The organism is Cupriavidus necator (genome assembly GCF_040578825.1).
In the GTDB taxonomy this organism is placed as follows: domain Bacteria; phylum Pseudomonadota; class Gammaproteobacteria; order Burkholderiales; family Burkholderiaceae; genus Cupriavidus; species Cupriavidus necator_E.
On the sequence record NZ_JBEFLI010000010.1, the window covers coordinates 1 to 23,228 of the forward strand.

The window sequence follows — 23,228 nt, forward strand, 5'->3', positions numbered from 1 at the left end:
GGGTGGGTTCGGCCATGGCTTGCGTCTCCGGTGTGTTGGGATGACCCATGGTAGCCGAACCCGGCGCTGGCGCTGGCGCGCGCTTATTCCGTGCCGGCGGGCAGGAAGCGCGGCGCTGGCGCCGAGCGCGGCACCTCACGCTCGCCCTGCGGGTGCAGCCGGTAGGTGCCGCGCGCCTGGTTGTGCGGGTGGCGGGCCGCTTCGTCCAGTGTCAGCACGCGCGCGAAGCAGACGTCGGTTCCGCCCAGCACCTTCTCCCAGTGCGTGCTCGGCTGCGCCGCGATGCAGGCGGCAATGCGCGCCTTCACCGCCGGCCACTGCGCACGGTCGTACTGCGCGGCGGGATCGATATCGGTCAGGCCCAGCCGCCCGAGCAGCTCGCGGTAGAACTGCGGCTCGAGCGCGCCGAGCGTAATGGCGCGGCCGTCGGCGCAACGGAACACGTCGTAGAACGGCGAATCGTGGAACGGGCTGGGCTGGGGCCCCCCCAGCGTGCCCGAAGCGCGCGACACCTGCACCAGCGAGCCCAGCATGGCGACGATATCGGTGATGGCGGCATCCACCACGCAGCCCTCGCCGCTGGCACGCGCGCTCAGGATCGCGCTGGTGATGCCGAACGCCAGGCCGAGCGCGCCGGTGGCATCGCCCATCACCGTCGGCGGTACCATCGGCAGCGCATCGTCGCGGGCAGCCATCGACAGCAAGCCGGTCAGCGCGATGTAGTTCAGGTCATGGCCGGCGCTCTGCGCGAGCGGCCCGGTCTGGCCCCAGCCGGTCATGCGGCCGTAGACCAGGCGCGGATTGCGCGCATGGCAGGCCTTGGGGCCCAGGCCCAGCCGCTCCATCGTGCCGGGGCGCAGGCCTTCGATCAGCGCATCGGCGCCGGCCACCAGGTCCAGCGCCGCGGCCACGCCCTCGGGCGATTTCAGGTCAAGTTGCACCAAGCGCTTGCCGTGCTCGAGCTCCATCTCCGGCGGCACCGGCACGCCGCGCAGGATGCGGCGCGCGTCTGGCGCCACCGGGCGGCTCACCAGCGTGACCTCGGCGCCCAGGCCGGCCAGCATCGCACCGCACAAGGGGCCCGGCCCGATGCCTTCGAACTCCACCACCTTGATGCCGCGCAGGGGCAGCAGGCCTCGCTCACTCATGATCGTTGTCTCCGGAATCGCCTTCCGCCAGGGGCGCCGTGGGCGTGGGGCGGCGGCTGTATGTTGGATGGCCGTGTGCGCCGCGACCAATAAAACAAGCGGGCACGCGGCGTGCTGTAAGCATGCTACGCGCCGCCCCGCCGGGGCGGCAATGGCCAAAAGTGTCACGCGGCTTGACGTATCTGGCGAGTCCCGATGGGTGTCCGGCTATCGCACAGCGGCATCACCGATTTCCGAACCGACTTGATCTAAGTCGGGCCCGGGCAGCAAACTACCTGCCATGATGGTTCCAGATGGCGGCGGCGCCGCCCCGCCGCGCCGCCCGATTTCACCGATCCCCGCCAGCCGGCGGTGTTCCTCAACCTGGCTCGTCCACAGCCCCCATCCAGGAGATTCCCGTCATGACCAATATCGTGCTCGCCACCGACGGCTCGGCCTTCAGCGACGCCGCGGCGCGCTTTATCGCCGAAGGCAAGCTGCTGCAGAACGGTTTTACCGTGCATGTGGTGCATGTGGCGCCGGAAGTCAGCGGCCAGGTGCGCGCCTTCGTCAGCAAGGAAACCATCGATGACTGGCACAAGGAAGCCAGCGAGAAGGCAATGGTCGGGGTGTGCGACATCCTGTCCGCGGCCAATGTGCCGTTTGAGCGGCACGCGCTGCACGGCTTCGCACCGGAGCGCATCGTTGCCTATGCGCGCTCGGTCAACGCCGAGCTCATCGTGATGGGCACGCACGGCCGGGGGTCGTTCTTTGACGCGGTGCTGGGGTCGGTGGCCGGGCGGGTGCTGGCGCAGGCGCCTTGTCCGGTGCTGCTGGTGAAGGCGCCAGAGAAGAAATAGGCCAGGAAGGAGCGACATCCAGCGAAGCCAACGTCTTTGGGTGCTCCAAAGCCATGGGCGGTGTTCATTCCATCTCTCCCGCAAGCGGGAGAGGGGAGCCCTGCTGCAGGGGGCAAGCAGCTACTCAATCGTTACCGCCACTGCCTCACCCACCCCACAACGGCATTTCCTCCATCAACGCCACCTGTTCCCGCAATTCCAGGATCCGATCCTGCCAGTACCGCGCCGTACCAAACCACGGGAACGCCGCGGGAAACGCCGGATCCGCCCAGCGGCTGGCCAGCCAGGCGCTGTAGTGCAGCAGCCGCAGCGTGCGCAGCGCTTCCACCAGCCACAGCTCGCGCGTCCGGAACTCGGCAAAGTCTTCATAGCCGGCCACGATATCGGCGAGCTGGTCCTGCATCGCGGCGCGGTCGCCTTCGAGCAGCATCCAGATGTCCTGGATCGCCGGCGCCATGCGGCTGTCGTCGAAATCCACGAAATGCGGGCCGGGCGCGCCATGGGTGCCGCCCCGGGCGTCGTCCTCGTCGATCCACAGCACATTGCCGCGGTGGCAGTCGCCATGCGTGCGGATCATGCGCACGTCGCCGGCGCGTTCATAGCAGCGGCGCACGCCGTCCAGCGCCAGGTCCGCCACTGATTGCCACGCGGGCAGCAGGTCGGCGGGGATGCAGCCGCTCGCCAGCAGCCAGTCGCGCGGCGCCACGCCGAACGTATCGATATCGAGCGCCGGGCGCGCCTGGTAGGGCTGCGTTGCACCCAGCGCATGGCTGCGGCCGATAAAGCGGCCGAGCCAGGTCAGCGTGTCGGAGCGGTCGAGCGCGGGTTCGCGGCCGCCGCAGCGGGGGAATACGGCGAAGCGGAAGCCGCCGTGGTGCAGCAGCGTGCCGGTCTCGCCCGGCGCCAGCGCCAGGGCCGGCACTGCCGGGATCTCGGCATCGGCGAGCTGCCGCACGAAGGCGTGCTCTTCGAGGATGGCCGCGTCGGTCCAGCGGCCGGGGCGGTAGAACTTGGCGACCACCGGCGCGGCATCCTCGATGCCGATCTGCCAGACGCGGTTCTCATAGCTGTTGAGCGCCAGCAGGCGCCCGTCGGGACGCAGGCCGGCGCCTTCGAGCGCGTCCAGCATCAGCTCCGGCGTCAGGCCGGCGTACGGGACGCCGGGGTCGGAAGGAGCGTTGGACGCGTGCATGGCTCAGCCTGGCCGGCTCAGCGCGCCGGCTTGCGGTTGCCGCCGAGCAGCGCGGCTTGCGGCGCGGGGCGGCGGTTGCGCGCGGGGGCCGGTGCGGCGTCGTGCGGCTGGCCGGTTGCCTGGCGCGGCGTTTGGGCGGCGCGCTGCTGGCGTACCGGTTCCTGTCCGTCGCGGCGCGGTGCCGGGTTGCGCGCGCCGGCGGGCTGGCCGCCGCGGTTGCCGTTGACCGGACCGTTGCCGCGTTGGCTGCCTTCGGCGGCACGCGTACGTTGCTGGCCTTGCGGCTGGCCGCCCTGCCCCTGCCGTGGCGCGCCTTGCGGTTCGCGCGCGGCACGCTGCTGGCGCGGGGCGCCTTCGCCTTCGTTGCCGGCGGGACGTGCCTGGGCGCGTCCGCGGCCCTGGCTTTGGCCCTGGCCGCCGCCGCCACGCTGCTGGCGGCCCTTCTGGATCGGCTCGGGCGCGATGCTCGGGTCGACCTCGAAGCCCGGCAGCACCGTCTGTTCGATCTTGCGCTTGATCAGGCGCTCGATATCGCGCAGCAGCGCATGCTCATCGACGCAGACCAGCGAGATCGCCTCGCCCTCGGCGCCGGCGCGGCCGGTGCGGCCGATGCGGTGCACGTAGTCTTCCGGCACATTGGGCAGGTCGAAGTTGACCACATGCGGAAGCTGGTCGATATCGATGCCGCGCGCGGCGATATCCGTTGCCACCAGCAGGCGCAGCGTGCCGGCCTTGAACTCGGACAGCGCGCGCGTGCGCGCCGACTGGCTCTTGTTGCCGTGGATCGCCAGCGCCGACAGGCCGTCCCTGGCGAGCTGTTCGGCCAGCCGGTTGGCGCCATGCTTGGTTCGCGTAAACACCAGCACCTGGTGCCAGTCGTGCTGGCGCACCAGATGGGCCAGCAGCTCGCGCTTGCGCTCGCGGTCCACCGGGTAGACACGCTGGTCCACGGTTTCGGCGGTGGTGTTGCGGCGCGCCACCTCGATCGAGGCCGGGTTGTTCAGCAAGCGGTCGGCCAGCGCGCGGATGTCGTCCGAGAACGTCGCCGAGAACAGCAGGTTCTGGCGCTTGGGCGGCAGCACGTTGAGGATCTTGCGGATGTCGTGGATGAAGCCCATGTCGAGCATGCGGTCGGCTTCATCGAGCACCAGCAGTTCCACCTGCGACAGGTCGATGGTGCGCTGGGACACGTGGTCCAGCAGGCGGCCAGGCGTGGCCACCACGATCTCGACGCCGCGCTTCAGTTGCTCGATCTGCGGGTTGATGCCGACGCCGCCGAACATCACCATGGAGCGCAGGCGCAGGTACTTGCCGTAGTTGCGCACGCTCTCCTCGACCTGGGCGGCCAGTTCGCGCGTCGGCGTCAGCACCAGCGCGCGCACCGGCAGCCGGGCCTGACGCGGCGCGCCATTGGCGGCGCGGGCCGCGGCGGACTCGGACAGCAGCTGCAGCATCGGCAGCGTAAAGCCGGCGGTCTTGCCGGTGCCGGTCTGGGCGCCGGCGAGCAGGTCGCCTCCCTTGAGGATGGCGGGGATCGCCTGCGCCTGGATGGGGGTCGGTGTGGTGTAGCCCTGTTCGGCCACCGCACGCACAATCTTTTCGGACAAGCCGAGTTCGGAGAAAGACATGAATTGCTGCTTCGGCCATCGCTGCGCACGCGGTGCGCCAGACGCCGGATGGCTCGTGTAATCGATAGCGGTATCGAATTCAGAAAAAAGCGGCCGGGGGGCCGGGCCTGGCGAGGCCATTGGCCCGGCCACGCAAGAAAGGTCGCTAGTGTACCAGTCCGGGGCGAGCCGGTTCTGCACTTGCGCGGCGCCCGTATGCGCGCCAGCGCACAGCGGTTTTGCCCGGGTGGCGCTGCGCTATCATGACAGCCTCCGCCCTGCCCGCCCTCCGGGCCCGGCCCGCCCCGGAAAGCCGCCATGCGCTTGCGATTCCTCGAAGACCAGGAAGTCACCCTGTTCGCGGCCATCCCGGTCGGGATCCTGGCGGCCATTGCTACCACGCTGTTCAAGGAAGCGCTGGAAGGCGCCGGCGTGGTGGTGTTTTCCAGCCATGCCGACGTGGTCGTGGTCTTTGCCACGCTGGCGCTGGCGTGGCGCGTGGTGGTGCCCGCCATTGGTGGCGCGCTGGCGGGCGCGCTGCTGGTGCTGTCCAACCGCCTGGCCGGCAGCCACGGCGGCGCCACCGACTACATGGAGGCGGTCGCCAACGGCAGCGGCCGGCTGCCGGTGCGCGTCACGCTGCTGCGCGCGCTGTCGTCGTTCTTCTCCATCGTCAGCGGCAGCTCGGTCGGCAAGGAAGGCGCGATGATCCAGCTCGCGGCGCTGTGCGGCTCGCTGTTCCCGTCAACGCGGCTCGAGCGCGGCGGCGGGTCCAATATGCGGCGCATGCTGACCGCCTGTGGCGCCGCGGCCGGGCTCGCCACCGTCTACCACACCCCTTTGTCCGCCGCCGTCTTTGTCGCCGAAGTGGTGTTCGGGGCGCTGGCGGTGCAGCGGCTGATGCCGCTGTTCCTGGCCTCCGTGGCCGGCGCGATGGTCAGCCAGTGGCACGGCGGGCTGCAGCCGCTGTACCCCGGCCTCGATATCGCGCCCGACCTGCGGCCGCAGATCCTGCTCGCCGCCGCCGGCCTGGGCATCGCCGCCGGTATCGCCGGCGCGCTGTTCCTGCGCGCGGCGGGCTTTGCGCGCAGCCGCTTTGCCGGCATGCCGGGCGGGCCGGTGGCGCGGCTGGCGCTGGGCGGCGCGCTGGTCGGGGTGCTGGCGATGGCGGTGCCGGAGGTGGTCGGCAACGGCTATTCCACCATCCAGACCATCCTGCAGGAGCAGCCGCTGAGTGTGCCGGTGGCCGGCGTGCTGCTGGCCAAGCTGGCCGCCACGGTGATCAGCATGGGCTCTGGCGCGGTTGGCGGAGTGTTCACGCCGTCCCTGTTTATCGGCGCGGCGCTGGGGCAACTGCTGGCGCTGTCCATGCATGGCGTGGCAGATGGCGGCTCGCCGCTGCTGCCGCTGGTGGGCATGAGCGCGTTCCTGGCCGCCACCAGCCAGGCGCCGCTGATGTCGGTGCTGATGGTGTTCGAGATGACGCTGGCGCCGGCCCTGCTGCTGCCGTCGATGATCGGCGCGGTGGCGGCGTACTACACCGCGTCGCGCTGCCAGACGCTGTCGCTGTACGGCGTGATCGCCGAGCGTGCGCAGGCGTCGGCCGCCGCCGAACATGCGCGCACGCTGACGCTGGCCGGCCTGTGCGACCCGACCGACACCGTGCTCGACCCCAATGCCACGCTGGCCGCAGCGGCGGACAAGTTTGCCGAAACCGGCACGCGCTACCTTTATCTGGTGCAGTTCGACGGGCGCCTGCTGGGCGCCTTGTCGATCCACGCGGTGCAGCGCGCCCAGCGCGAAGGATCGCAGCAAGGCGTGCTGGAACTGGCCGAGCGCGACTTCCCGGCGCTGACGCCGGATTCGCGGCTGCGCGATGCGCTGGCGGTGTTTGCCGAACACGGCATCAACCGGATCCCGCTGGTGCGCGACACCGCGGACCGTGAACTGATCGGCACGGTGTCCAAGCAGCGTGTGCTGCAAGAGGCATCTTGCCTGTTCTGACCCATGTTCTGCGCATTAACCCGAGGGTCGCACCGCCAACCCCCTGAGCGGGTAAAATGGCGGGTTGCGCCGAATACCGGCGCTCAGCATTCAAGAATGGCTTCGTCCTAATTGTCGGAGTTCCCCCATGCCAGCAGGTCGTGATGCGCGCCGCCGGGCGCCGGAGCCGGTCAAACCCTCGCGCCCGCTGTGGCGCCCGCTGTGGCGTTCGCTGGCCTGCGCCGGCGCGCTGCTGCTCGGTGCGGCCAGCGCGGTGGGCCAGCCGGTACGGGTGATCCCGGACGATGCCCAGTCCGCAAAACTTGTCATCGCCGCGCCTGCCGCCGGCGCGCCGCAGACCGCGACGCTCGACGGCAAGACCGTCGGCGTGGCGCCCGGCCTGCGCCTGTTTGGCACCGACAACCAGTTGCTGCCCACTTCCGCGGTGGCCGGCCAGAAGCTGCCGGTGCGGTACAAGCTGGACCTGTATGGCCAGTTGCTGACCGCCTGGGTGCTGAGCGAGACGGAACAGAAGGCGCTGAAAGCAAAATCGTAGTCCCCGGAAGAGCGCGGCATGCCCCACATGCCTGCGCGTTGTTGCAACACCCTGATGCCCCCAGGTCAACCACTGAGATCGGCATATGAAGAAAGTTTTCGTCAAGACGTACGGCTGCCAGATGAACGAGTACGACTCGGACAAGATGGTCGACGTCCTCAACGCCAGCCAGGGGCTGGAACCCACCGACAACGTCGAAGACGCCGACGTGATCCTGTTCAACACCTGCTCGGTGCGCGAAAAAGCGCAGGAGAAGGTGTTCTCGGAACTGGGCCGGATGAAGGCGCTCAAGGCGGTCAAGCCTGACCTGGTGATCGGCGTGGGCGGCTGCGTGGCCAGCCAGGAAGGCGCCAGCATCGTCTCGCGCGCGCCGTATGTCGACGTGGTGTTCGGCCCGCAGACGCTGCACCGCCTGCCCGACCTGATTGCGCGGCGCCAGCGCACCGGCCAGTCGCAGGTAGATATCTCCTTCCCCGAGATCGAGAAGTTCGACCACCTGCCGCCGGCACGCGTCGAAGGCCCGAGCGCCTTTGTCTCGATCATGGAAGGCTGCTCCAAGTACTGCAGCTACTGCGTGGTGCCCTACACCCGCGGCGAGGAAGTGTCGCGCCCGTTCGAGGACGTGCTGGCCGAAGTCGCCGGCCTGGCCGAACAGGGCGTGCGTGAAGTCACGCTGCTGGGCCAGAACGTCAACGCCTATCGCGGCAAGATGGGCGACACCACCGAGATCGCCGACTTTGCGCTGCTGATCGAGTATGTGGCCGAGATCCCCGGCATCGAGCGCATCCGCTACACCACCAGCCATCCGAAGGAATTCACTTCGCGCCTGGTCGAGCTGTACGGCCGCTGCGACAAGCTGGTCAACCATTTGCACCTGCCGGTGCAGCATGCGTCCGACCGCATCCTGATGGCGATGAAGCGCGGCTACAGCGTGCTGGAGTACAAGAGCATCATCCGCAAGCTGCGCGTGCTGCGCCCGGACATGTCGATGTCGTCGGACTTTATCGTCGGCTTCCCCGGCGAGACCGATGCCGACTTCGAGAAGCTGATGGCGATGATCGAGGAGATCGGCTACGACACCTCGTTCTCGTTTATCTTCAGCCCGCGCCCGGGCACGCCCGCGGCCAACCTGCACGACGACACCCCGCACGAGGTCAAGCTGCGCCGCCTGCAGCGGCTGCAGGCCACCATCGAGGAAAACGTGCAGCGCATCAGCCAGAACATGGTGGGCACGGTGCAGCGCATCCTGGTGGAAGGCCCCGCGCGCAAGGACCCGACCGAGCTGCACGGCCGCACAGAAAACAACCGCGTGGTCAACTTCGCGCTGCCGGGCGTGCCCCAGGACAGCCGCGACCGGCTCATCGGCCAGATGGTCGATGTCAGCATCACGCAGGCGTTCCCCCACTCGCTGCGCGGCGAGATCGTGGTGCGCCAGTAATCTTGAGCATCCAGCCAGCATCCAGCGAGGCCAACGCCAACCGATGAAGATCCCTTCCGCAGAATTCGTCGCACCCAAGGACGACAACACCCGGCTGCAGAACCTGTGCGGGCCGCTCGACGAGAACCTGCGCCAGATCGAGCAGGCGCTGGATGTGACCATCCAGCGTCGCGGCCACCGCATGACGATTCGCGGCAACAACGCGCAGGACGCCGCGCTGGCGCTGGAGCGCTTCTACAACAACGCGCGCACGCCGCTGTCGATCGACGACGTGCAGCTCGGCCTGGTCGAGACGCGGCAGCTGAGCGCCCACGGCAGCTATCTGCCGGGCAACGGCGAGGCTGACGAGGCTGAGCGCGAGGAAGGCGACGAATCGCCGGTGCTGCAAACGCGCCGCATCGGGCTGCAGGGCCGCACCGTGGCGCAGCGCGACTACCTGCGCAATATTCTGTCGCACGACCTGACGCTGGGTGTCGGCCCGGCGGGCACCGGCAAGACCTACCTGGCGGTGGCGTGCGCGGTCGATGCACTGGAGCGCGACTCGGTCAAGCGCATTGTGCTGACGCGCCCGGCGGTGGAAGCCGGCGAGCGCCTGGGCTTCCTGCCCGGTGACCTGGCGCAGAAGGTCGATCCCTACCTGCGCCCGCTGTATGACGCGCTGTACGACCTGCTCGGCTTCGACCGCACGCAGAAGATGTTCGAGCGCCAGATGATCGAGATCGCGCCGCTCGCGTACATGCGCGGGCGCACGCTGAACCATGCCTTCATCATCCTGGACGAGGCGCAGAACACCACGCCCGAGCAGATGAAGATGTTCCTCACGCGCATCGGCTTCGGCTCCAAGGCGGTGATCACCGGCGACACTACCCAGATCGACCTGCCCAAGGGGCAGAAGAGCGGGCTGGTGGAAGCCCAGCATGTGCTGCGCGACGTGCGCGGCATCGCCTGCACCCGCTTTACCAGCATCGACGTGGTGCGCCATCCGCTGGTGGCGCGCATCGTCGATGCCTATGACGAATACCACGCCCAGCACAAGGACGCGTAATTGAAATCCCAGAAAGCCAAGACTCCCGGCGTCAGCCTGACCCTGTTCGATAACGAAGGCCGCGCGCGCAAGAGCGCCGCGCATGCGCTGCGCGTGCAGCTGCCCGACGGCCGCAGCCTGACGCTGGACCTGTCGCAGGCGGCCGACGGCGTGGTGACGCTGCTCGCCGAGCATACCGACACCAGGCAGCAGGCCGGCCTGCTGGTGCGCCCGGACAACCACAACGCGCTGTCGGTGGCGGTGACCGCCACGCCGGTGGTCACCACCACCGGCACCCCGGCCACGCCGCCGGAGCTCGAGCTGGACGTGCAGCACGGCGACGGCATCGGCAAGCGCGACGGCCTGCCCGCGCGCCGCAAGATCGAAACCTGGGTGAGGTCAGCGCTGTATGCCGATGCCGCGCTGACGATCCGCTTCGTCGACGAAGCAGAAGGCCGCACGCTGAACCGCACCTATCGCGGCAAGGACTACGCCACCAATGTGCTGACCTTTGCCTATGCCGAGAACGAGGCAGACCCGGTCAGCGGCGATATCGTGCTGTGCTGCCCGGTGGTCGAAGCCGAGGCGCGCGATCAGGGCAAGCCGCTTGAAGCGCACTATGCGCACCTGATCGTGCATGGCGTGCTGCATGCGCAGGGCTATGAGCACGAGGAAGACGGGGAGGCCGAGGAAATGGAGGCGATCGAGACCGAGACGCTGCAGGCGCTGGGGTATGCCGATCCTTACCTTGCGGAGCGCGCCGGCACCGCGTGATGCCATGCGCACGGGCGGCGCATTGCGAAGCGCCGCTCGCTTCACATCGCCACCCAGCCAACCGCCCCCCGTCGCGGACCGGTCAGGCTTTTAGTGTATCCTTCAGACGATCTCCACCACGCGCTTGCCGCGAAATGAACGACCCCTATCCCAGTTCGAAGCCCGCTTACCTGAAGCAGGCCGATCGCCCCAGATCGCTTCTCGAACGCCTGTCAGACCTGATTTCTCCTGAGCCGGACTCCCGCGCGGAGCTGCTCGAAGTGTTGCAGGAAGCGCATGAGCGCAACCTGATCGACGCCGATTCGCTCTCGATGATCGAGGGCGTGTTCCAGGTCTCCGAACTGACCGCACGCGACATCATGGTGCCGCGGGCGCAGATGGATATGGTCAATATCGCCGACGCGCCGGAGACCTTCATCCCGTTCATGCAGCAGACCGCGCACTCGCGCTTCCCGGTCTACGAAGGCAGCCGCGACAACATCATCGGCATCCTGCTGGCCAAGGACCTGCTGCGCTACTACACCGACCCCGCGTTCGACCTGCGCGAGACGCTGCGCCCGGCGGTGTTCATCCCCGAATCCAAGCGCCTGAACATCCTGCTGCGCGACTTCCGCATCAACCGCAACCATATCGCCATCGTCGTCGACGAATACGGCGGCGTGGCCGGCCTGGTGACGATCGAGGACGTGCTCGAGCAGATCGTCGGCGACATCGAGGATGAGTTCGACCTGGACGAAGACCAGGACAATATCCTGCCGATGCCCGACGGCAGCTGGCGCGTGCATGGCCTGACCGAGATCGCCCAGTTCAACGAGGCTTTCGGCACGGCCTTCTCCGACCACGATGTCGATACCGTGGGCGGGCTGCTGTCCAACCATGTGGGCCATGTGCCCCACCGCGGCGAGATCATCACGCTGCCGCCGATCCGCTTTGAAGTGCTGCGCGCCGATGCCCGGCAGGTGCACCTGCTGCAGGTGCGGCGCGAGTCCGAATCCGACAGCCTGAGCGTGGCCGGCGCATGAAGCGTCCCGCCCCGACCCTCAACGGCGCCGCCGCTGCCGACGCCGGCACTGCCGGCGTGCCCGGCACGCAGGCGCGCTCGCGCACCGCGGCCATGGCGCGCCTGATGGTGGCGGGCGTGCTCGGCATCGCCCATACGCAAGCCTTTGCCCCGCACGACTGGTGGTGGCTGCAGATCCTGTCGCTGGCCGGCCTGGCCGCGCTGATGGCCGACGCGCCGCGCGCGCGCGTGGCCGCGGCCACCGGCTTTGCCTTCGGGCTGGGCTGGTTCCTGTCCGGGATCTGGTGGCTCTATATCAGCATGCACGTCTACGGCGAGATGCCGGCGTGGATGGCCGCGCTGGCGGTGCTGCTGTTCTCCGGCTACCTGTCGCTGTGGCCTGCACTGGCCGGCGCGCTGTGGCACCGGCTGACGGCGCGGCTGCCCCAGGCGGGATTGTTGGCCGCACTGGCCTTCGGCGCCGCATGGGGCCTGACCGAATGGCTGCGCGGCGTCGTCTTTACCGGATTCCCGTGGCTGTCGGGCGGCTATGCCCATACCGACGGCCCGCTGGCGGGCTTTGCGCCGCTGGCCGGCGTCTACGGCATCGGCGCGCTGGCGGCCGCGGTGGCGGCGCTGCTGGCCGCCGCCGTGCGCAGCCTGGGCCAGGGCGCGCGCGGCCGCGCCGCGACGGCGCTGGGCATCGCAGTGGTCCTGCCTGCCGCCGGCGCGGCGCTGGCGCCGCTGGGGTGGACCACGCCGGCCGGCAAGCCGCTGACGGTGCGGCTGCTGCAGGGCAACGTCCCACAGGACATCAAGTTCGAGCCCGCCGGCATCCAGCGCTCGATCGAGCTGTACCGCGACATGATCACCGCGGCGCCGGCCGACCTGGTGGTGACGCCCGAGACCGCCTTCCCGGTGATCCTGCAGGACCTGCCGGTCGAAGTGGCGGTGGCGGTGCGCGACTACGCGCTCGGCAGCGGCACCACGGTGCTGTTCGGCGCGGCCGGTGCCGATTCGCCGGTGGACTTCACCAACAGCGTATTCGGCCTGGGCCCGCAGACCGAGCGGCTGTACCGCTACAACAAGCACCACCTGGTGCCGTTCGGCGAGTTCATCCCGCTGGGGTTCCGCTGGTTCGTCGACATGATGAAAATGCCGCTGGGCGACTTCCGCCGCGGCGGGCTCGACCAGGCTTCGCTGCCGGTACGCGGCGTGCGCGTGGCGCCCAATATCTGCTACGAGGATTTGTTCGGCGAGGAGATTGCCAAGACGCTGCGCCAGCAGCCGGCGCCGGCCAATATCCTGGCCAACCTGACCAACCTGGCCTGGTTCGGCGACACCATCGCGCTGGACCAGCACCTGCAGATCTCGCGCATGCGCGCGCTGGAGACGCGCCGGCCGATGTTGCGCTCGACCAATACCGGCATGACCGCGGTGGTGCGTCCGGACGGCGCGGTGCAGGCGCGCCTGGCGACCTTCACGGTCGGCACGCTGACTGCCGAGGTGCAGGGCATGCAAGGCCTGACGCCCTATATCCGCTGGGGTAACGCGCCGGTACTGGCGCTGTTTGCGCTGGTGCTGGGGATGGCGGGCTGGCAGGTGCGGCGCATCCGCCGCGCACGCTGAGACAGCCCGGAGGCGGCGGCATCGCCGCCTCCGGGCCTGACATCACGCTATTCGCGCGGGCCGCTTCAGCCCATCAGGCCAGTCGCCACGGACACGGCGGCCGCGGCGATCATGACCGCGATTGCGACCAGGTAAGGTTTGCGAGAAAGAAGTGCCATGATCTCAAGTCCCCATCAAAAACCAGCCACCGACAGACTGTTTTTCGCAACGCTCTGAAACGGGTTGCTTACTCATACTGTATCCAAAAACATTATTGGCAAGCGCCCGAACAACTTGAAAATCGGATCGGTATTTTCCCGAGGCGTTGCGTAAGACCGACATCGGCCGCACTGCGCCAGATCGGCGCGCCCCCTGCCCGGCCCCGCCAAACGGGGCGCCCGGCCAAAAAGCCGATAGAATTCAGGGTTTGGCAAAATCCGCATGCGGCAGCCCCGGCACGCGCTGCGCGCCTCCATGCCGGCCGGGCACAAACCCGCCGAGCGGCTCTACCTAGTCTTCATATGCTGACCTTCCAACAAATGATTCTGACCCTGCAGGCCTACTGGGACCGGCAGGGCTGCGCGCTGTTGCAACCCATCGATCTGGAGGTCGGCGCCGGAACTTCGCACGTGCACACCTTCCTGCGCGCGATCGGCCCCGAGCCGTGGCGCGCCGCGTACGTGCAGCCGTCGCGCCGCCCCAAGGACGGCCGCTACGGGGAGAACCCCAACCGGCTGCAGCACTACTACCAGTACCAGGTGGTGCTCAAGCCCGCGCCGGAGAACATCCTGGAGCTGTACCTGGGCTCGCTCGAGGCGCTGGGACTGGACCTGAAGCAGAACGACATCCGCTTCGTCGAGGACGACTGGGAGAACCCCACGCTGGGCGCCTGGGGTCTGGGCTGGGAGGTCTGGCTCAACGGCATGGAGGTGACCCAGTTCACCTACTTCCAGCAGGTCGGCGGCATCGACTGCAAGCCCATCACCGGCGAGATCACCTATGGCATCGAACGCCTGGCGATGTACCTGCAGAAGGTCGAGAACGTCTTCGACCTGGTCTGGACCGAATGGGTCGAGAACGGCGAGACCCGCCGCCTGACCTACGGCGACGTGTACCACCAGAACGAGGTCGAGCAGTCGACCTACAACTTCGAGCACAGCAATACCGACATCCTGTTCCGCCATTTCGCCGAGCATGAGGGCGAAGCCAAGCGGCTGATGGGCAATGGCGAAGGCGCGGAAGACGGCCAGGCCGGCACGCGCCTGGCGCTGCCCGCCTATGAGCAGGTGCTGAAGGCCGCGCACACCTTCAACCTGCTGGATGCGCGCGGCGCGATCTCGGTGACCGAGCGCGCGGCGTATATCGGCCGCATCCGCAACCTGTCGCGCCAGGTGGCGCAGGCCTACTACGACTCGCGCGAGGCCCTGGGCTTCCCGATGTGTGGCGGCAACAGCGCCGGAGCCCGGACATGACGCGACTGGCGCGCAGCGCGCTGGGCTGGGCCCTGGCAATCGCGGCGCTCGCCGCCGGGGGCAATGCCGCCGGCGCGCGCGCGGTGGCCGCGCCGGCGCCCGAGGCGCTGCTGCTGCCGGCCGAGCTGAGCAATGTCTGCGAGGCCGACCCGCAGGCGCTGCAGCTCGCCCTGGCGCGCCACTGGCGTCCGTCGCTGAACTCGCTCGACCAGTGGGCGCAACTGGTGCGCTCGTTCTCGTGCGACCTGTCCGGCCAGCGCGACCTGGGCTGGCACCGCGTGCCGCTGCGCGCCTATGAGAGCGCGATCCGCTACCCGCTGACCTGGGTCGAGGTGGAAACGCGCAACGGCCGCACCCGGCGCAAGGTCAAGACCTACTACTCGGCCGCGCAGCTGCCGCCCAAGATCGATTTCTGGGTGGGCGGGCGCATCGACGAGATCCGCTACGACAAGCGCCAGCGCCGCATCGACGCGCGCTTCCCGGCCGCGGGCAGCCGCGGCGGCAGCAACGGCGCGGCCAGCGCCGCGGCGGCCGCGCAATGCGCCTACACCACGCTGCAATTCCGGCAACAGAACGGCCTGTGGCTGCTGTCCGGAGTGGAACCTAATCTTTCGCCGCGCTGCTGATCGGGCGGCGCGCGCTACAACCTGTTGGATACGATTCATGTCGCAACCCATGACCGACTCGCTGCTGATCGAACTGTTCACCGAAGAGCTGCCCCCCAAGGCGCTGGCGCGCCTGGGCGACGCCTTCGCGCAGGGCCTGTTCGCGGGTCTCGGCGAGCGCGACCTGCTTGAGCCGGGCGCCACCGTGACGCCGTTCGCCACGCCGCGCCGGCTGGCCGCGCTGGTGTCGGGCGTGCGCCGCAGCGCGCCGGACCGCGAGCAGCGCGAGAAGGTCCTGCCGCTGTCAGTGGCGCTGGGCGCCAACGGCGAGCCCACCGCGCCGCTGGCCAAGAAGCTGGCCGCGCTGGCCAAGTCCGTCGGCGTGGCCGAGATCGACTGGCAGTCGCTGGAGCGCGCCTCCGACGGCAAGGCCGAGGTCTTCTTCTACCGCTACACCGCGCGCGGCGCCGAGCTGGCAGCGGGCCTGCAGGCGGCGCTGGAAGACACCATTGCCAGACTGCCGATCCCCAAGGTGATGAGCTACCAGCGCCCGGACGGCAACACCGTGAATTTCGTGCGTCCGGCGCACAGCCTGATCGCGCTGTTCGGCAGCGAGATCCTGCCGGTGACGGTGCTGGGCCTGCAGGCGAGCAACCTGACCCAGGGCCACCGCTTCCTGTCGCATGGCGCGATCGAGATCACGCACGCCAATGATTATGCGAAGCAGCTGGAATCGGCTGGCCGCGTCGTCGCCAGCTATGCCGAGCGCCGCGAACGCATGCGCACCGCGCTGCTGGCCGAGGCCGGCGCCGACCAGGTGATCATGCCCGATTCGCTGCTGGACGAAGTCAATTCGCTGGTGGAATGGCCGGTGGTCTACGCCTGCCATTTCGAGGAAGCCTTCCTGGCGGTGCCGCAGGAATGCCTGATCCTGACCATGCAGACCAACCAGAAGTACTTTGCGCTGACCGACGCCGACGGGCACCTGCGCAACCGCTTCCTGATCGTCTCGAACCTCGCCACCGAGACGCCGCAGTCGATCATCACCGGCAACGAGCGCGTGGTGCGCCCGCGCCTGGCTGACGCCAAGTTCTTCTTCGACCAGGACCGCAAGAAGACGCTGGCCTCGCGCGTGCCGCAACTGGCGAGCGTGGTCTACCACAACAAGATCGGCACGCAGCTTGACCGCGTGCAGCGCCTGCAGCAGATCGCCGGCCATATCGCGGATGCGCTCAACGACAGCGGCGTGCCGACCGACAAGGCCGCCGCGATGCGCGGCGCCGAGCTGGCCAAGGCCGACCTGCTGACCGACATGGTCGGCGAGTTTCCCGAGCTGCAGGGCACCATGGGCACCTATTACGCCCGCCACGACGACGAAGCCGGGGACGTGGCGCTGGCCTGCTCGGAACACTACCGCCCGCGCTTTGCCGGCGATGCGCTGCCCGCGGGCGCGGTCAGCACCGCGGTGGCGCTGGCCGACAAGCTTGAGACGCTGGTCGGGATCTGGGGCATCGGCCTGCAGCCCACCGGCGAGAAGGACCCGTTCGCGCTGCGCCGCCACGCGCTGGGCATCCTGCGCATGCTGATCGAGAAGCCGCTGGCGCTGTCGATCGCCTCGCTGCTGGCGCTGACGCAGCAGTCCTTTGCCGGCGTCGCCGCGGTCAGGCCGGCGCCCGAGGACATCACCGACTTCCTGTATGACCGCGTGCGCGGCTACCTGAAGGACAAGGGCTACACCACCAACGAGGTCGAGGCCGTGGTCAGCCTGCGCCCGGACACGCTGCACGACGTCCTCGGCCGCATGGAAGCGGTGCGCACCTTTGCCGCACTGCCCGAAGCCGAGGCACTGGCCGCCGCCAACAAGCGCATCACCAATATCCTGCGCAAGAACACCGAGCCGGTCGGCACGGTGAACCCGGCGCTGTTCCAGGAAGAAGCCGAAGGCGCGCTGCACGCCGCCATCGAGCGCGTGCGCCCGGCCGTGGAAGCGGCCTTCGCCAGCGGCGACTTCACCGCCGCGCTGCGCGACCTCGCACAACTGCGTGATGCCGTCGACCGCTTCTTCAACGACGTGATGGTGATGGCCGAGGACGCGCAGCTGCGCGCCAACCGCCTGGCGCTGCTGGCCTCGCTGCATGCGCTGGCCAACCGCGTGGCCGACATCTCCAAGCTGGCCGCCTGAGCGCCGCCAGCCCAAGCAACACCGGAGCCAGCACATGCCGCAGACCCCGCCCAAATTCATCATCCTGGACCGCGACGGGGTGGTGAACCTCGATAGCGACCAGTTCGTCAAGTCGCCCGATGAATGGGTGCCCATCGACGGCAGCCTGGAAGCGATTGCCGCGCTGAACCAGGCCGGCTATCGCGTGGTGATCGCCAGCAACCAGTCCGGCATCGGCCGCGGGCTGTTCGAGATGAGCGCGCTCAATGCCATGCACGAGAAGATGCACACCGCGCTGGCGCGCCTGGGCGGGCGTGTCGATGCGGTGTTCTTCTGCCCGCATACCGCCGCCGAGGGCTGCGACTGCCGCAAGCCCAAGCCCGGCATGCTCGAGCAGATCAGCGAACGCTTCGGCATCGAACTGAAGGGCGTGCCGATCGTGGGCGATTCGCTGCGCGACCTGGAGGCCGGTGTCGCGGTCGGCTGCGCGCCGCACCTGGTGCTGAGCGGCAAGGGCCGCAAGACCCTGGACAAGGGCGGCCTGCCGCCCGGCACGCGGGTGCACGACGACCTGCGCGCGTTCGCACGCTGGCTGACCGGCAGCGATGGTGCCCAGCGCCCGCCCGCACAGAGCGCCGGCTGAACGCCCGCACCGATTCCATCTTCGCGCCCCCCGCATGACGTTTCTTCGTTCCCTGTTATTCGCGCTGTACCTGCTGGTACTGACGCCGCCCTACGCCTGCGCCTGTTTCCTGGTGTTCCCCTTCATGAATGCGGACCAGCGCTTCCGCTTCGTGCGCGGCTGGCCGCGGCTGGTGATCCGGGCCGCGCGCGGCATCTGCGGCATCGACTACCGCATCGAAGGGCATGAGCATCTGGACCGCATGCTCGACAAGCCGGTGGTGCTGCTGTCCAAGCACCAGTCAGCCTGGGAGACCGTGGCCTACGTGGCGCTGATGCCCAAGCCGCTGTGCTTCGTATTCAAGCGCGAGCTGCTGATGGTGCCGTTCTTCGGCTGGGCGCTGGGCATGCTGAAGATGGTCCATATCAACCGCAAGGAAGGCACCCGCGCCTTTGCCTCGGCCGTGCGGCAGGGCCGCGACCGGCTCGCCGAGGGCGCCTGGATCATCATGTTCCCGGAAGGCACGCGCACGCGTTCGGGCCTGGACAATCCGCGCTACAAGAGCGGCGGTGCGCGCCTGGCGGTGGAGACCGGCGCCTGGGTGCTGCCGATGGCGGTCAACTCGGGCCGGGTGTGGCCGCGCAACTCGTTCCTGAAGTACCCCGGCACGGTGACGATCTCGGTCGGCCCGCCGATCGCCTCCGCCAACAAGACCGCCGACCAGCTCAACCAGGAAGTGGCCGACTGGATCGAGCGCGACATGCGCCGCATCGACGCTCCCAGCTACCAGAGCGAATACCGGGGCGAGCCGGCCGCATGAAGCTGCTGCGCCCCGCCACCGACGCCGACGGCGCGCAGCTCGAGCTGCCGCTGGCCGAAGCCGCCCCCGCGCCGCAGCCCGCGGCCCCGCTGGCGCACGACCATTTGGAACCGGTCGTCTGGCCGGTTCCTCAGCCCAATGCGCGGCTGCTGCATATCGGCGAGCGGCCGGTGCACTACACGCTCAAGCGCTCGGCGCGCCGCACCATCGGCTTCACTATCGACGACCGGGGCCTGTCGATCACCGCGCCGCGCTGGGTCACGCTGGCCGATATCGAATCGGCCATCCTGGAAAAGCAGCGCTGGATCTTCAACAAGCTCGGCGAATGGCGCCACCGCGAAGCACGCCGCATCCTGCCCACGGTGCAGTGGCGCGACGGCGCCAGCCTGCCCTTTCTGGGTAAGCCGCTGACGCTGGCACTGGAATCGCCGATCGGCGCGCTGCTGTTCGATGCCGATCTCCGCATGCTGCACCTGGCGCTGCCCGCGCATGCCGACGAGCAGCAGATCAAGGACCGCGTGCAGGGCTGGCTGCAGCAGCAGGCGCGCCGGCTGCTGGCCGAGCGGCTGGACATTTATGCCGCCAGGCTGGGCGTGCGCCACACCGGCTTTGCGCTGACCTCGGCCGCTACGCGCTGGGGTAGCTGCACCGCCGACGGCAAGATCCGGCTGAACTGGCGGCTGATGCATTTCCCGCTGTCGATGATCGACTATGTCGCCGCGCACGAATTGGCGCATCTGAAGGAGATGAACCACGGGCCGCGTTTCTGGGAGACCGTGGAATCGATCTTCCCGGAGTTCCGTGATGCGCGGGCGCAGTTGCGTGCGCATCCGCCTGAGTTGTTGCCGACGTTCTGATACCGCCCGCTCGCGGGTGCGTTTCCCGCAAACGCACTAAAATGGCGCCTTCCGATACCTAAAACAGTTGAAGGCCCTCAAATGCGACTCCTCCACACCATGCTGCGCGTCGGCGACCTGCAGCGCTCGATCGATTTCTACACCCGCATTCTCGGCATGCAGCTGCTGCGCGAGAGCGACAACCCCGAATACAAGTACCGCCTCGCCTTCGTCGGTTACGGCCCCGAGAGCGAGACCGCGGTGCTAGAGCTGACCTACAACTACGGCGTCGACAAATACGACCTGGGCACCGCCTACGGCCATATCGCGCTGGAAACTGACGACGCCGCCGCAGCCTGCGAGCGCATCCGCGCCGCCGGCGGCAAGGTCACGCGCGAGGCCGGCCCGGTCAAGGGCGGCACCACCGTGATCGCCTTTGTCGAAGACCCGGACGGCTACAAGATCGAGCTGATCGAGCGCCACTCCACCCGCGACGCCAGCCGTCCGTAAGCGGCGTTCCCGGTGACCACGCAAACCCTGACCCGCCGCCCGCTCGACGGCATGGCGGTGGGCCTGATGGTGGTGCTGTGCGCCGGCTGGGGCCTGCAGCAGGTGGTGATCAAGGTCACCGCGCCGCTGATGGGCGCGGTACTGCAGGCCGGCGTGCGTTCGGCAGTCGCGGCGCTGCTGGTGTTCGGCTTTGCCGCGTGGCGCGGCACGCCGATGTGGCGGCGCGACGGCACGCTCCACGCGGGCCTGCTGGCCGGGCTGCTGTTCGGCGCCGAGTTCTTCTGCATCTTCGTCGGGCTGGGGCATACCACGGCCTCGCGCATGGCGGTGTTCCTGTACACCGCGCCGATCTTTACCGCACTGGGGCTGCATGTCGTGGTGCCGGGCGAGCAGCTGCAGACCGGGCAGTGGCTGGGCGTGGCGCTGGCGTTCGTGGGGATGGCGCTGGCCTTTGCCGATGGCATCGCCGCACCGTCGGCGCAGGGCAGTACGCTGCTGGGCGATGCGCTGGGCATCCTTGCTGGCGCGCTGTGGGCGGCCACCACCGTGGTGGTACGAGCGAGCCCGCTTGCCAGCGCTCCCGCAAGCAAAACGCTGCTGTACCAGCTGGCGGTTTCGGCGGTGATGCTGCTGGCGATGGCGGTGGCTGCTGGCCAGGCCACGACGGTGCAGATCGACGGCGTGGTGCTGGCGAGCCTGTTCTACCAGTCGGTGCTGATTGCGTTTGCCAGCTACCTGACCTGGTTCTGGCTATTGCGGCGCTACCTGGCGTCGCGGCTGTCGGTGTTTTCCTTTCTGACGCCGCTGTTCGGCGTGGCCTTCGGCGTGGTGCTGATGCATGACGCCGTGGGGGCGCGGTTTGCGGTGGCGGCGGTGTTGGTGATGGCGGGGATTGTGCTGGTGAATCGGCGGGGGTGAGATCGGCGTTCGCCAATCGTACAGCGCTGGATCAAACCGACACCCCTGGCGAACGCTCCCCTCTCCCCCTGAGGGCCCTGAGGGGAGAGGGAGAACACCTTGCTTAGGCTAGCTCGAGCGGCTTGGGAGCACCCAAAACCGCTCTCCTCTTCCGCGCAGCGGGGATTTACCGCCGCGCCTCAAACGAAAACATCCCCAACGCATCCCGCACCTCATCCAGCGTCTGCTGCGTCAGCGCGCGCGCCTTCTCGGTGCCCTTGCGCAGGATGTCGAACACATAGTCCGGATCCTTGGCCAACTCCTCGCGCCGCGCGCGGATCGGGGCCAGCATGTCCTGCAGGATGCCTTCGACGCGGCGCTTGAGTACCATGTCGCCCAGGCCGCCGCGCTGGTAGTGCTCCTTCAGCGCCTTGACTTCCTCGGTGCTGGGATCGAATGCATCCAGGTAGGTGAACACCACGTTGCCCTCGACCTGGCCCGGGTCCGACACGCGCAGGTGGTTGGGGTCGGTGTACATGCTGTGCACCGCGGCCTTGATCTGCTCGGGCGAGGCGCCCAGCGCGATCGCGTTGCCCATCGACTTGCTCATCTTGGCCTTGCCGTCGACGCCGGGCAGCCGGCCGAACTCGGGGATCAGCGCCTTGCACTCGGGCAGCACGTCGCGGCCGACCTGGTGGTTGATGCGGCGCACGATCTCGTTGGTCTGCTCGATCAGCGGCGCCTGGTCTTCGCCCACCGGCACCACCTGGGCCTTGAAGGCGGTGATGTCCGCCGCCTGCGAGGCCGGGTAGCACAGGAAGCCGGCCGGGATATCGCGGCCGAAGCCGCGCGCCTGGATTTCTTCCTTGATGGTCGGGTTGCGCTCCAGCCGCGCCACCGTGACGAAGTTCAGGTACATCAGCGTCAGCTCGGCCAGCGCGGGCAGGTGCGACTGCACGGTGATGGTGGTCTTTTCCGGGTCGATGCCGACGGCCAGGTAGTCCAGCGCCACTTCCAGCACATTGCGGCGCACCTTGTCGGGATCGTGCGCGTTGTCGGTCATGGCCTGGGTGTCGGCCAGCAGCAGGTACTGCTCATGCGAGTCCTGCAGCGCCACGCGGCTCTTCAGCGAGCCGACGTAGTGGCCGAGGTGCAGCGGGCCGGTGGGTCGGTCGCCGGTCAGGATCACGGGACGCCGGTTGGTTTGGGTCTGGGCTGTCATGGGACGGTCTTGCACGGAATAGTCGCGGAGAAATTCAGGGTTCGGGAGACTTCGGCGGGATGCGTCAGGCGGCTTTGCCTGCCTGGCCGCCGCTCACGCGCCGCGCCAGCTCGACATACTCGCCGACTGGCACTTCCTCGGCACGGCGGCCGAGGTCGAAGCCCATCGCGTCGAAGTCCACCTGGTCACGCAGGAACGACAGCGTATTGCGCAGCACCTTGCGCCGCTGCGAGAACGCCGCGGTCACCACGTCGCCCAGCACGGTGATGTCGCAATCGGCATGCGGCGAGCGCAGCCGGCCATCGTTGTGGCGCGGCCACGGGATCATGCGGACCACGGCGGAATCGACCTTGGGCGGCGGGTTGAACGAGCCCGGCGGCACATCCAGCACATGCTCCATGTAGTAGCGGACCTGCAGCATGATCGACAGCCGCCCGAAGGCCTTGCTGCCCGGCTCGGCCACCATGCGCTCGACCACTTCCTTCTGCAACATGAAGTGCTGGTCGCGCACCTTGTCGGCGAACTGCATCAGGTGGAACAAAAGCGGGCTGGAAATGTTGTACGGCAGGTTGCCGACGATGCGCAGCGGCCGCCCCGGCACTTCCAGCTTGCCGAAGTCGAAGTCCAGTGCGTCGCCGGCGTGGACCTGCAGGCGCTCGCCGTAGCGGCGGCGCAGGCGCTCGACCAGGTCGCGGTCGAGCTCCACCACCTGCATCTGCGGGATCCGTTCGAGCAGCGGGTTGGTCAGCGCGCCCAGGCCGGGCCCGATCTCGACCAGCACGTCGTCGGCCTGCGGGCTGATGGCATTGACGATGCCGTGGATGATGGTGTCGTCGACCAGGAAGTTCTGCCCGAATCGTTTGCGGGCCACATGGCCCTGGTGCACGTTTGAACGCATGGGTTTATTCGTCCGG

The 23,228-nt window shown here is 68.5% G+C and carries 21 protein-coding genes; 16 read left to right on the plus strand and 5 right to left on the minus strand.

Going from position 1 to position 23,228, the window contains the following annotated elements; translation table 11 throughout:
• Positions 1-83: 83 nt before the first annotated feature.
• On the minus strand, positions 84-1,148 hold the full coding sequence (locus AB1I47_RS07515; protein WP_354683148.1) for a CaiB/BaiF CoA transferase family protein: 1,065 nt from the start codon (positions 1,146-1,148) through the stop codon (positions 84-86).
• 401 nt (positions 1,149-1,549) lie between these two features.
• Here AB1I47_RS07515 and AB1I47_RS07520 point away from each other — a divergent pair, with 401 nt between their 5' ends.
• On the plus strand, positions 1,550-1,987 hold the full coding sequence (locus AB1I47_RS07520) for a universal stress protein (RefSeq protein ID WP_354683149.1): 438 nt from the start codon (positions 1,550-1,552) through the stop codon (positions 1,985-1,987).
• A 145-nt stretch (positions 1,988-2,132) separates the two neighbouring features.
• Here the strand turns inward: AB1I47_RS07520 and AB1I47_RS07525 are convergent, their stop codons facing one another.
• Positions 2,133-3,179: a serine/threonine protein kinase gene (locus AB1I47_RS07525; RefSeq protein ID WP_354683150.1), complete on the minus strand. Its 1,047-nt coding sequence runs from the start codon at positions 3,177-3,179 to the stop codon at positions 2,133-2,135.
• A 17-nt stretch (positions 3,180-3,196) separates the two neighbouring features.
• The gene (locus AB1I47_RS07530; RefSeq protein WP_354683151.1) at positions 3,197-4,807 is read right to left on the minus strand and encodes a DEAD/DEAH box helicase; all 1,611 of its coding nucleotides are present in this window, start codon (positions 4,805-4,807) and stop codon (positions 3,197-3,199) included.
• 297 nt (positions 4,808-5,104) lie between these two features.
• Between AB1I47_RS07530 and AB1I47_RS07535 the strand changes: the two genes are divergently transcribed.
• The 15 genes from AB1I47_RS07535 to AB1I47_RS07605 all read left to right on the plus strand — a co-directional run bounded on the left by AB1I47_RS07535 (position 5,105) and on the right by AB1I47_RS07605 (position 21,113).
• A complete protein-coding gene (locus AB1I47_RS07535) occupies positions 5,105-6,790 on the plus strand; it encodes a ClcB-like voltage-gated chloride channel protein (protein WP_354683152.1) in 1,686 nt (561 codons plus the stop codon).
• Between the two features lie 127 nt (positions 6,791-6,917).
• Complete coding sequence (locus AB1I47_RS07540; protein ID WP_354683153.1) at positions 6,918-7,325, plus strand: hypothetical protein; 408 nt, start codon at positions 6,918-6,920, stop codon at positions 7,323-7,325.
• 85 nt (positions 7,326-7,410) lie between these two features.
• Entirely contained in the window at positions 7,411-8,763 is a 1,353-nt protein-coding gene (miaB, locus tag AB1I47_RS07545) for a tRNA (N6-isopentenyl adenosine(37)-C2)-methylthiotransferase MiaB (RefSeq protein ID WP_354683154.1), read from the plus strand.
• A gap of 43 nt (positions 8,764-8,806) precedes the next feature.
• Positions 8,807-9,808: a PhoH family protein gene (locus AB1I47_RS07550; RefSeq protein ID WP_354683155.1), complete on the plus strand. Its 1,002-nt coding sequence runs from the start codon at positions 8,807-8,809 to the stop codon at positions 9,806-9,808.
• The gene (gene ybeY / locus AB1I47_RS07555) at positions 9,809-10,561 is read left to right on the plus strand and encodes an rRNA maturation RNase YbeY (protein WP_354683156.1); all 753 of its coding nucleotides are present in this window, start codon (positions 9,809-9,811) and stop codon (positions 10,559-10,561) included.
• A gap of 134 nt (positions 10,562-10,695) precedes the next feature.
• Positions 10,696-11,583 (plus strand): HlyC/CorC family transporter, encoded by an 888-nt coding sequence (locus tag AB1I47_RS07560; protein ID WP_354683157.1) that lies wholly within the window; start codon positions 10,696-10,698, stop codon positions 11,581-11,583.
• The gene (gene lnt / locus AB1I47_RS07565) at positions 11,580-13,190 is read left to right on the plus strand and encodes an apolipoprotein N-acyltransferase (RefSeq protein ID WP_354683158.1); all 1,611 of its coding nucleotides are present in this window, start codon (positions 11,580-11,582) and stop codon (positions 13,188-13,190) included. The genes AB1I47_RS07560 and lnt overlap by 4 nt, the downstream gene beginning before the upstream one ends.
• A 500-nt stretch (positions 13,191-13,690) precedes the next feature.
• Entirely contained in the window at positions 13,691-14,641 is a 951-nt protein-coding gene (gene glyQ / locus AB1I47_RS07570; protein WP_354683159.1) for a glycine--tRNA ligase subunit alpha, read from the plus strand.
• Positions 14,638-15,267 (plus strand): hypothetical protein, encoded by a 630-nt coding sequence (locus AB1I47_RS07575; protein ID WP_354683160.1) that lies wholly within the window; start codon positions 14,638-14,640, stop codon positions 15,265-15,267. The genes glyQ and AB1I47_RS07575 overlap by 4 nt, the downstream gene beginning before the upstream one ends.
• Before the next feature lie 37 nt (positions 15,268-15,304).
• On the plus strand, positions 15,305-17,428 hold the full coding sequence (gene glyS, locus AB1I47_RS07580; RefSeq protein WP_354683161.1) for a glycine--tRNA ligase subunit beta: 2,124 nt from the start codon (positions 15,305-15,307) through the stop codon (positions 17,426-17,428).
• A 34-nt stretch (positions 17,429-17,462) separates the two neighbouring features.
• Positions 17,463-18,050 (plus strand): D-glycero-beta-D-manno-heptose 1,7-bisphosphate 7-phosphatase, encoded by a 588-nt coding sequence (gene gmhB, locus AB1I47_RS07585; protein WP_354683162.1) that lies wholly within the window; start codon positions 17,463-17,465, stop codon positions 18,048-18,050.
• Positions 18,051-18,084: 34 nt separating this feature from the next.
• On the plus strand, positions 18,085-18,849 hold the full coding sequence (locus tag AB1I47_RS07590) for a lysophospholipid acyltransferase family protein (RefSeq protein ID WP_354683163.1): 765 nt from the start codon (positions 18,085-18,087) through the stop codon (positions 18,847-18,849).
• Positions 18,846-19,706 (plus strand): M48 family metallopeptidase, encoded by an 861-nt coding sequence (locus AB1I47_RS07595; RefSeq protein WP_354683164.1) that lies wholly within the window; start codon positions 18,846-18,848, stop codon positions 19,704-19,706. The genes AB1I47_RS07590 and AB1I47_RS07595 overlap by 4 nt, the downstream gene beginning before the upstream one ends.
• Before the next feature lie 81 nt (positions 19,707-19,787).
• Complete coding sequence (gloA, locus tag AB1I47_RS07600) at positions 19,788-20,195, plus strand: lactoylglutathione lyase (protein ID WP_354683165.1); 408 nt, start codon at positions 19,788-19,790, stop codon at positions 20,193-20,195.
• A 51-nt stretch (positions 20,196-20,246) separates the two neighbouring features.
• Entirely contained in the window at positions 20,247-21,113 is an 867-nt protein-coding gene (locus tag AB1I47_RS07605) for a DMT family transporter (RefSeq protein ID WP_354683243.1), read from the plus strand.
• A gap of 166 nt (positions 21,114-21,279) precedes the next feature.
• Here the strand turns inward: AB1I47_RS07605 and trpS are convergent, their stop codons facing one another.
• A complete protein-coding gene (gene trpS, locus AB1I47_RS07610; RefSeq protein WP_354683166.1) occupies positions 21,280-22,314 on the minus strand; it encodes a tryptophan--tRNA ligase in 1,035 nt (344 codons plus the stop codon).
• Positions 22,315-22,378: 64 nt separating this feature from the next.
• Complete coding sequence (gene rsmA, locus AB1I47_RS07615; RefSeq protein WP_354683167.1) at positions 22,379-23,212, minus strand: 16S rRNA (adenine(1518)-N(6)/adenine(1519)-N(6))-dimethyltransferase RsmA; 834 nt, start codon at positions 23,210-23,212, stop codon at positions 22,379-22,381.
• Positions 23,213-23,228 lie beyond the last annotated feature (16 nt).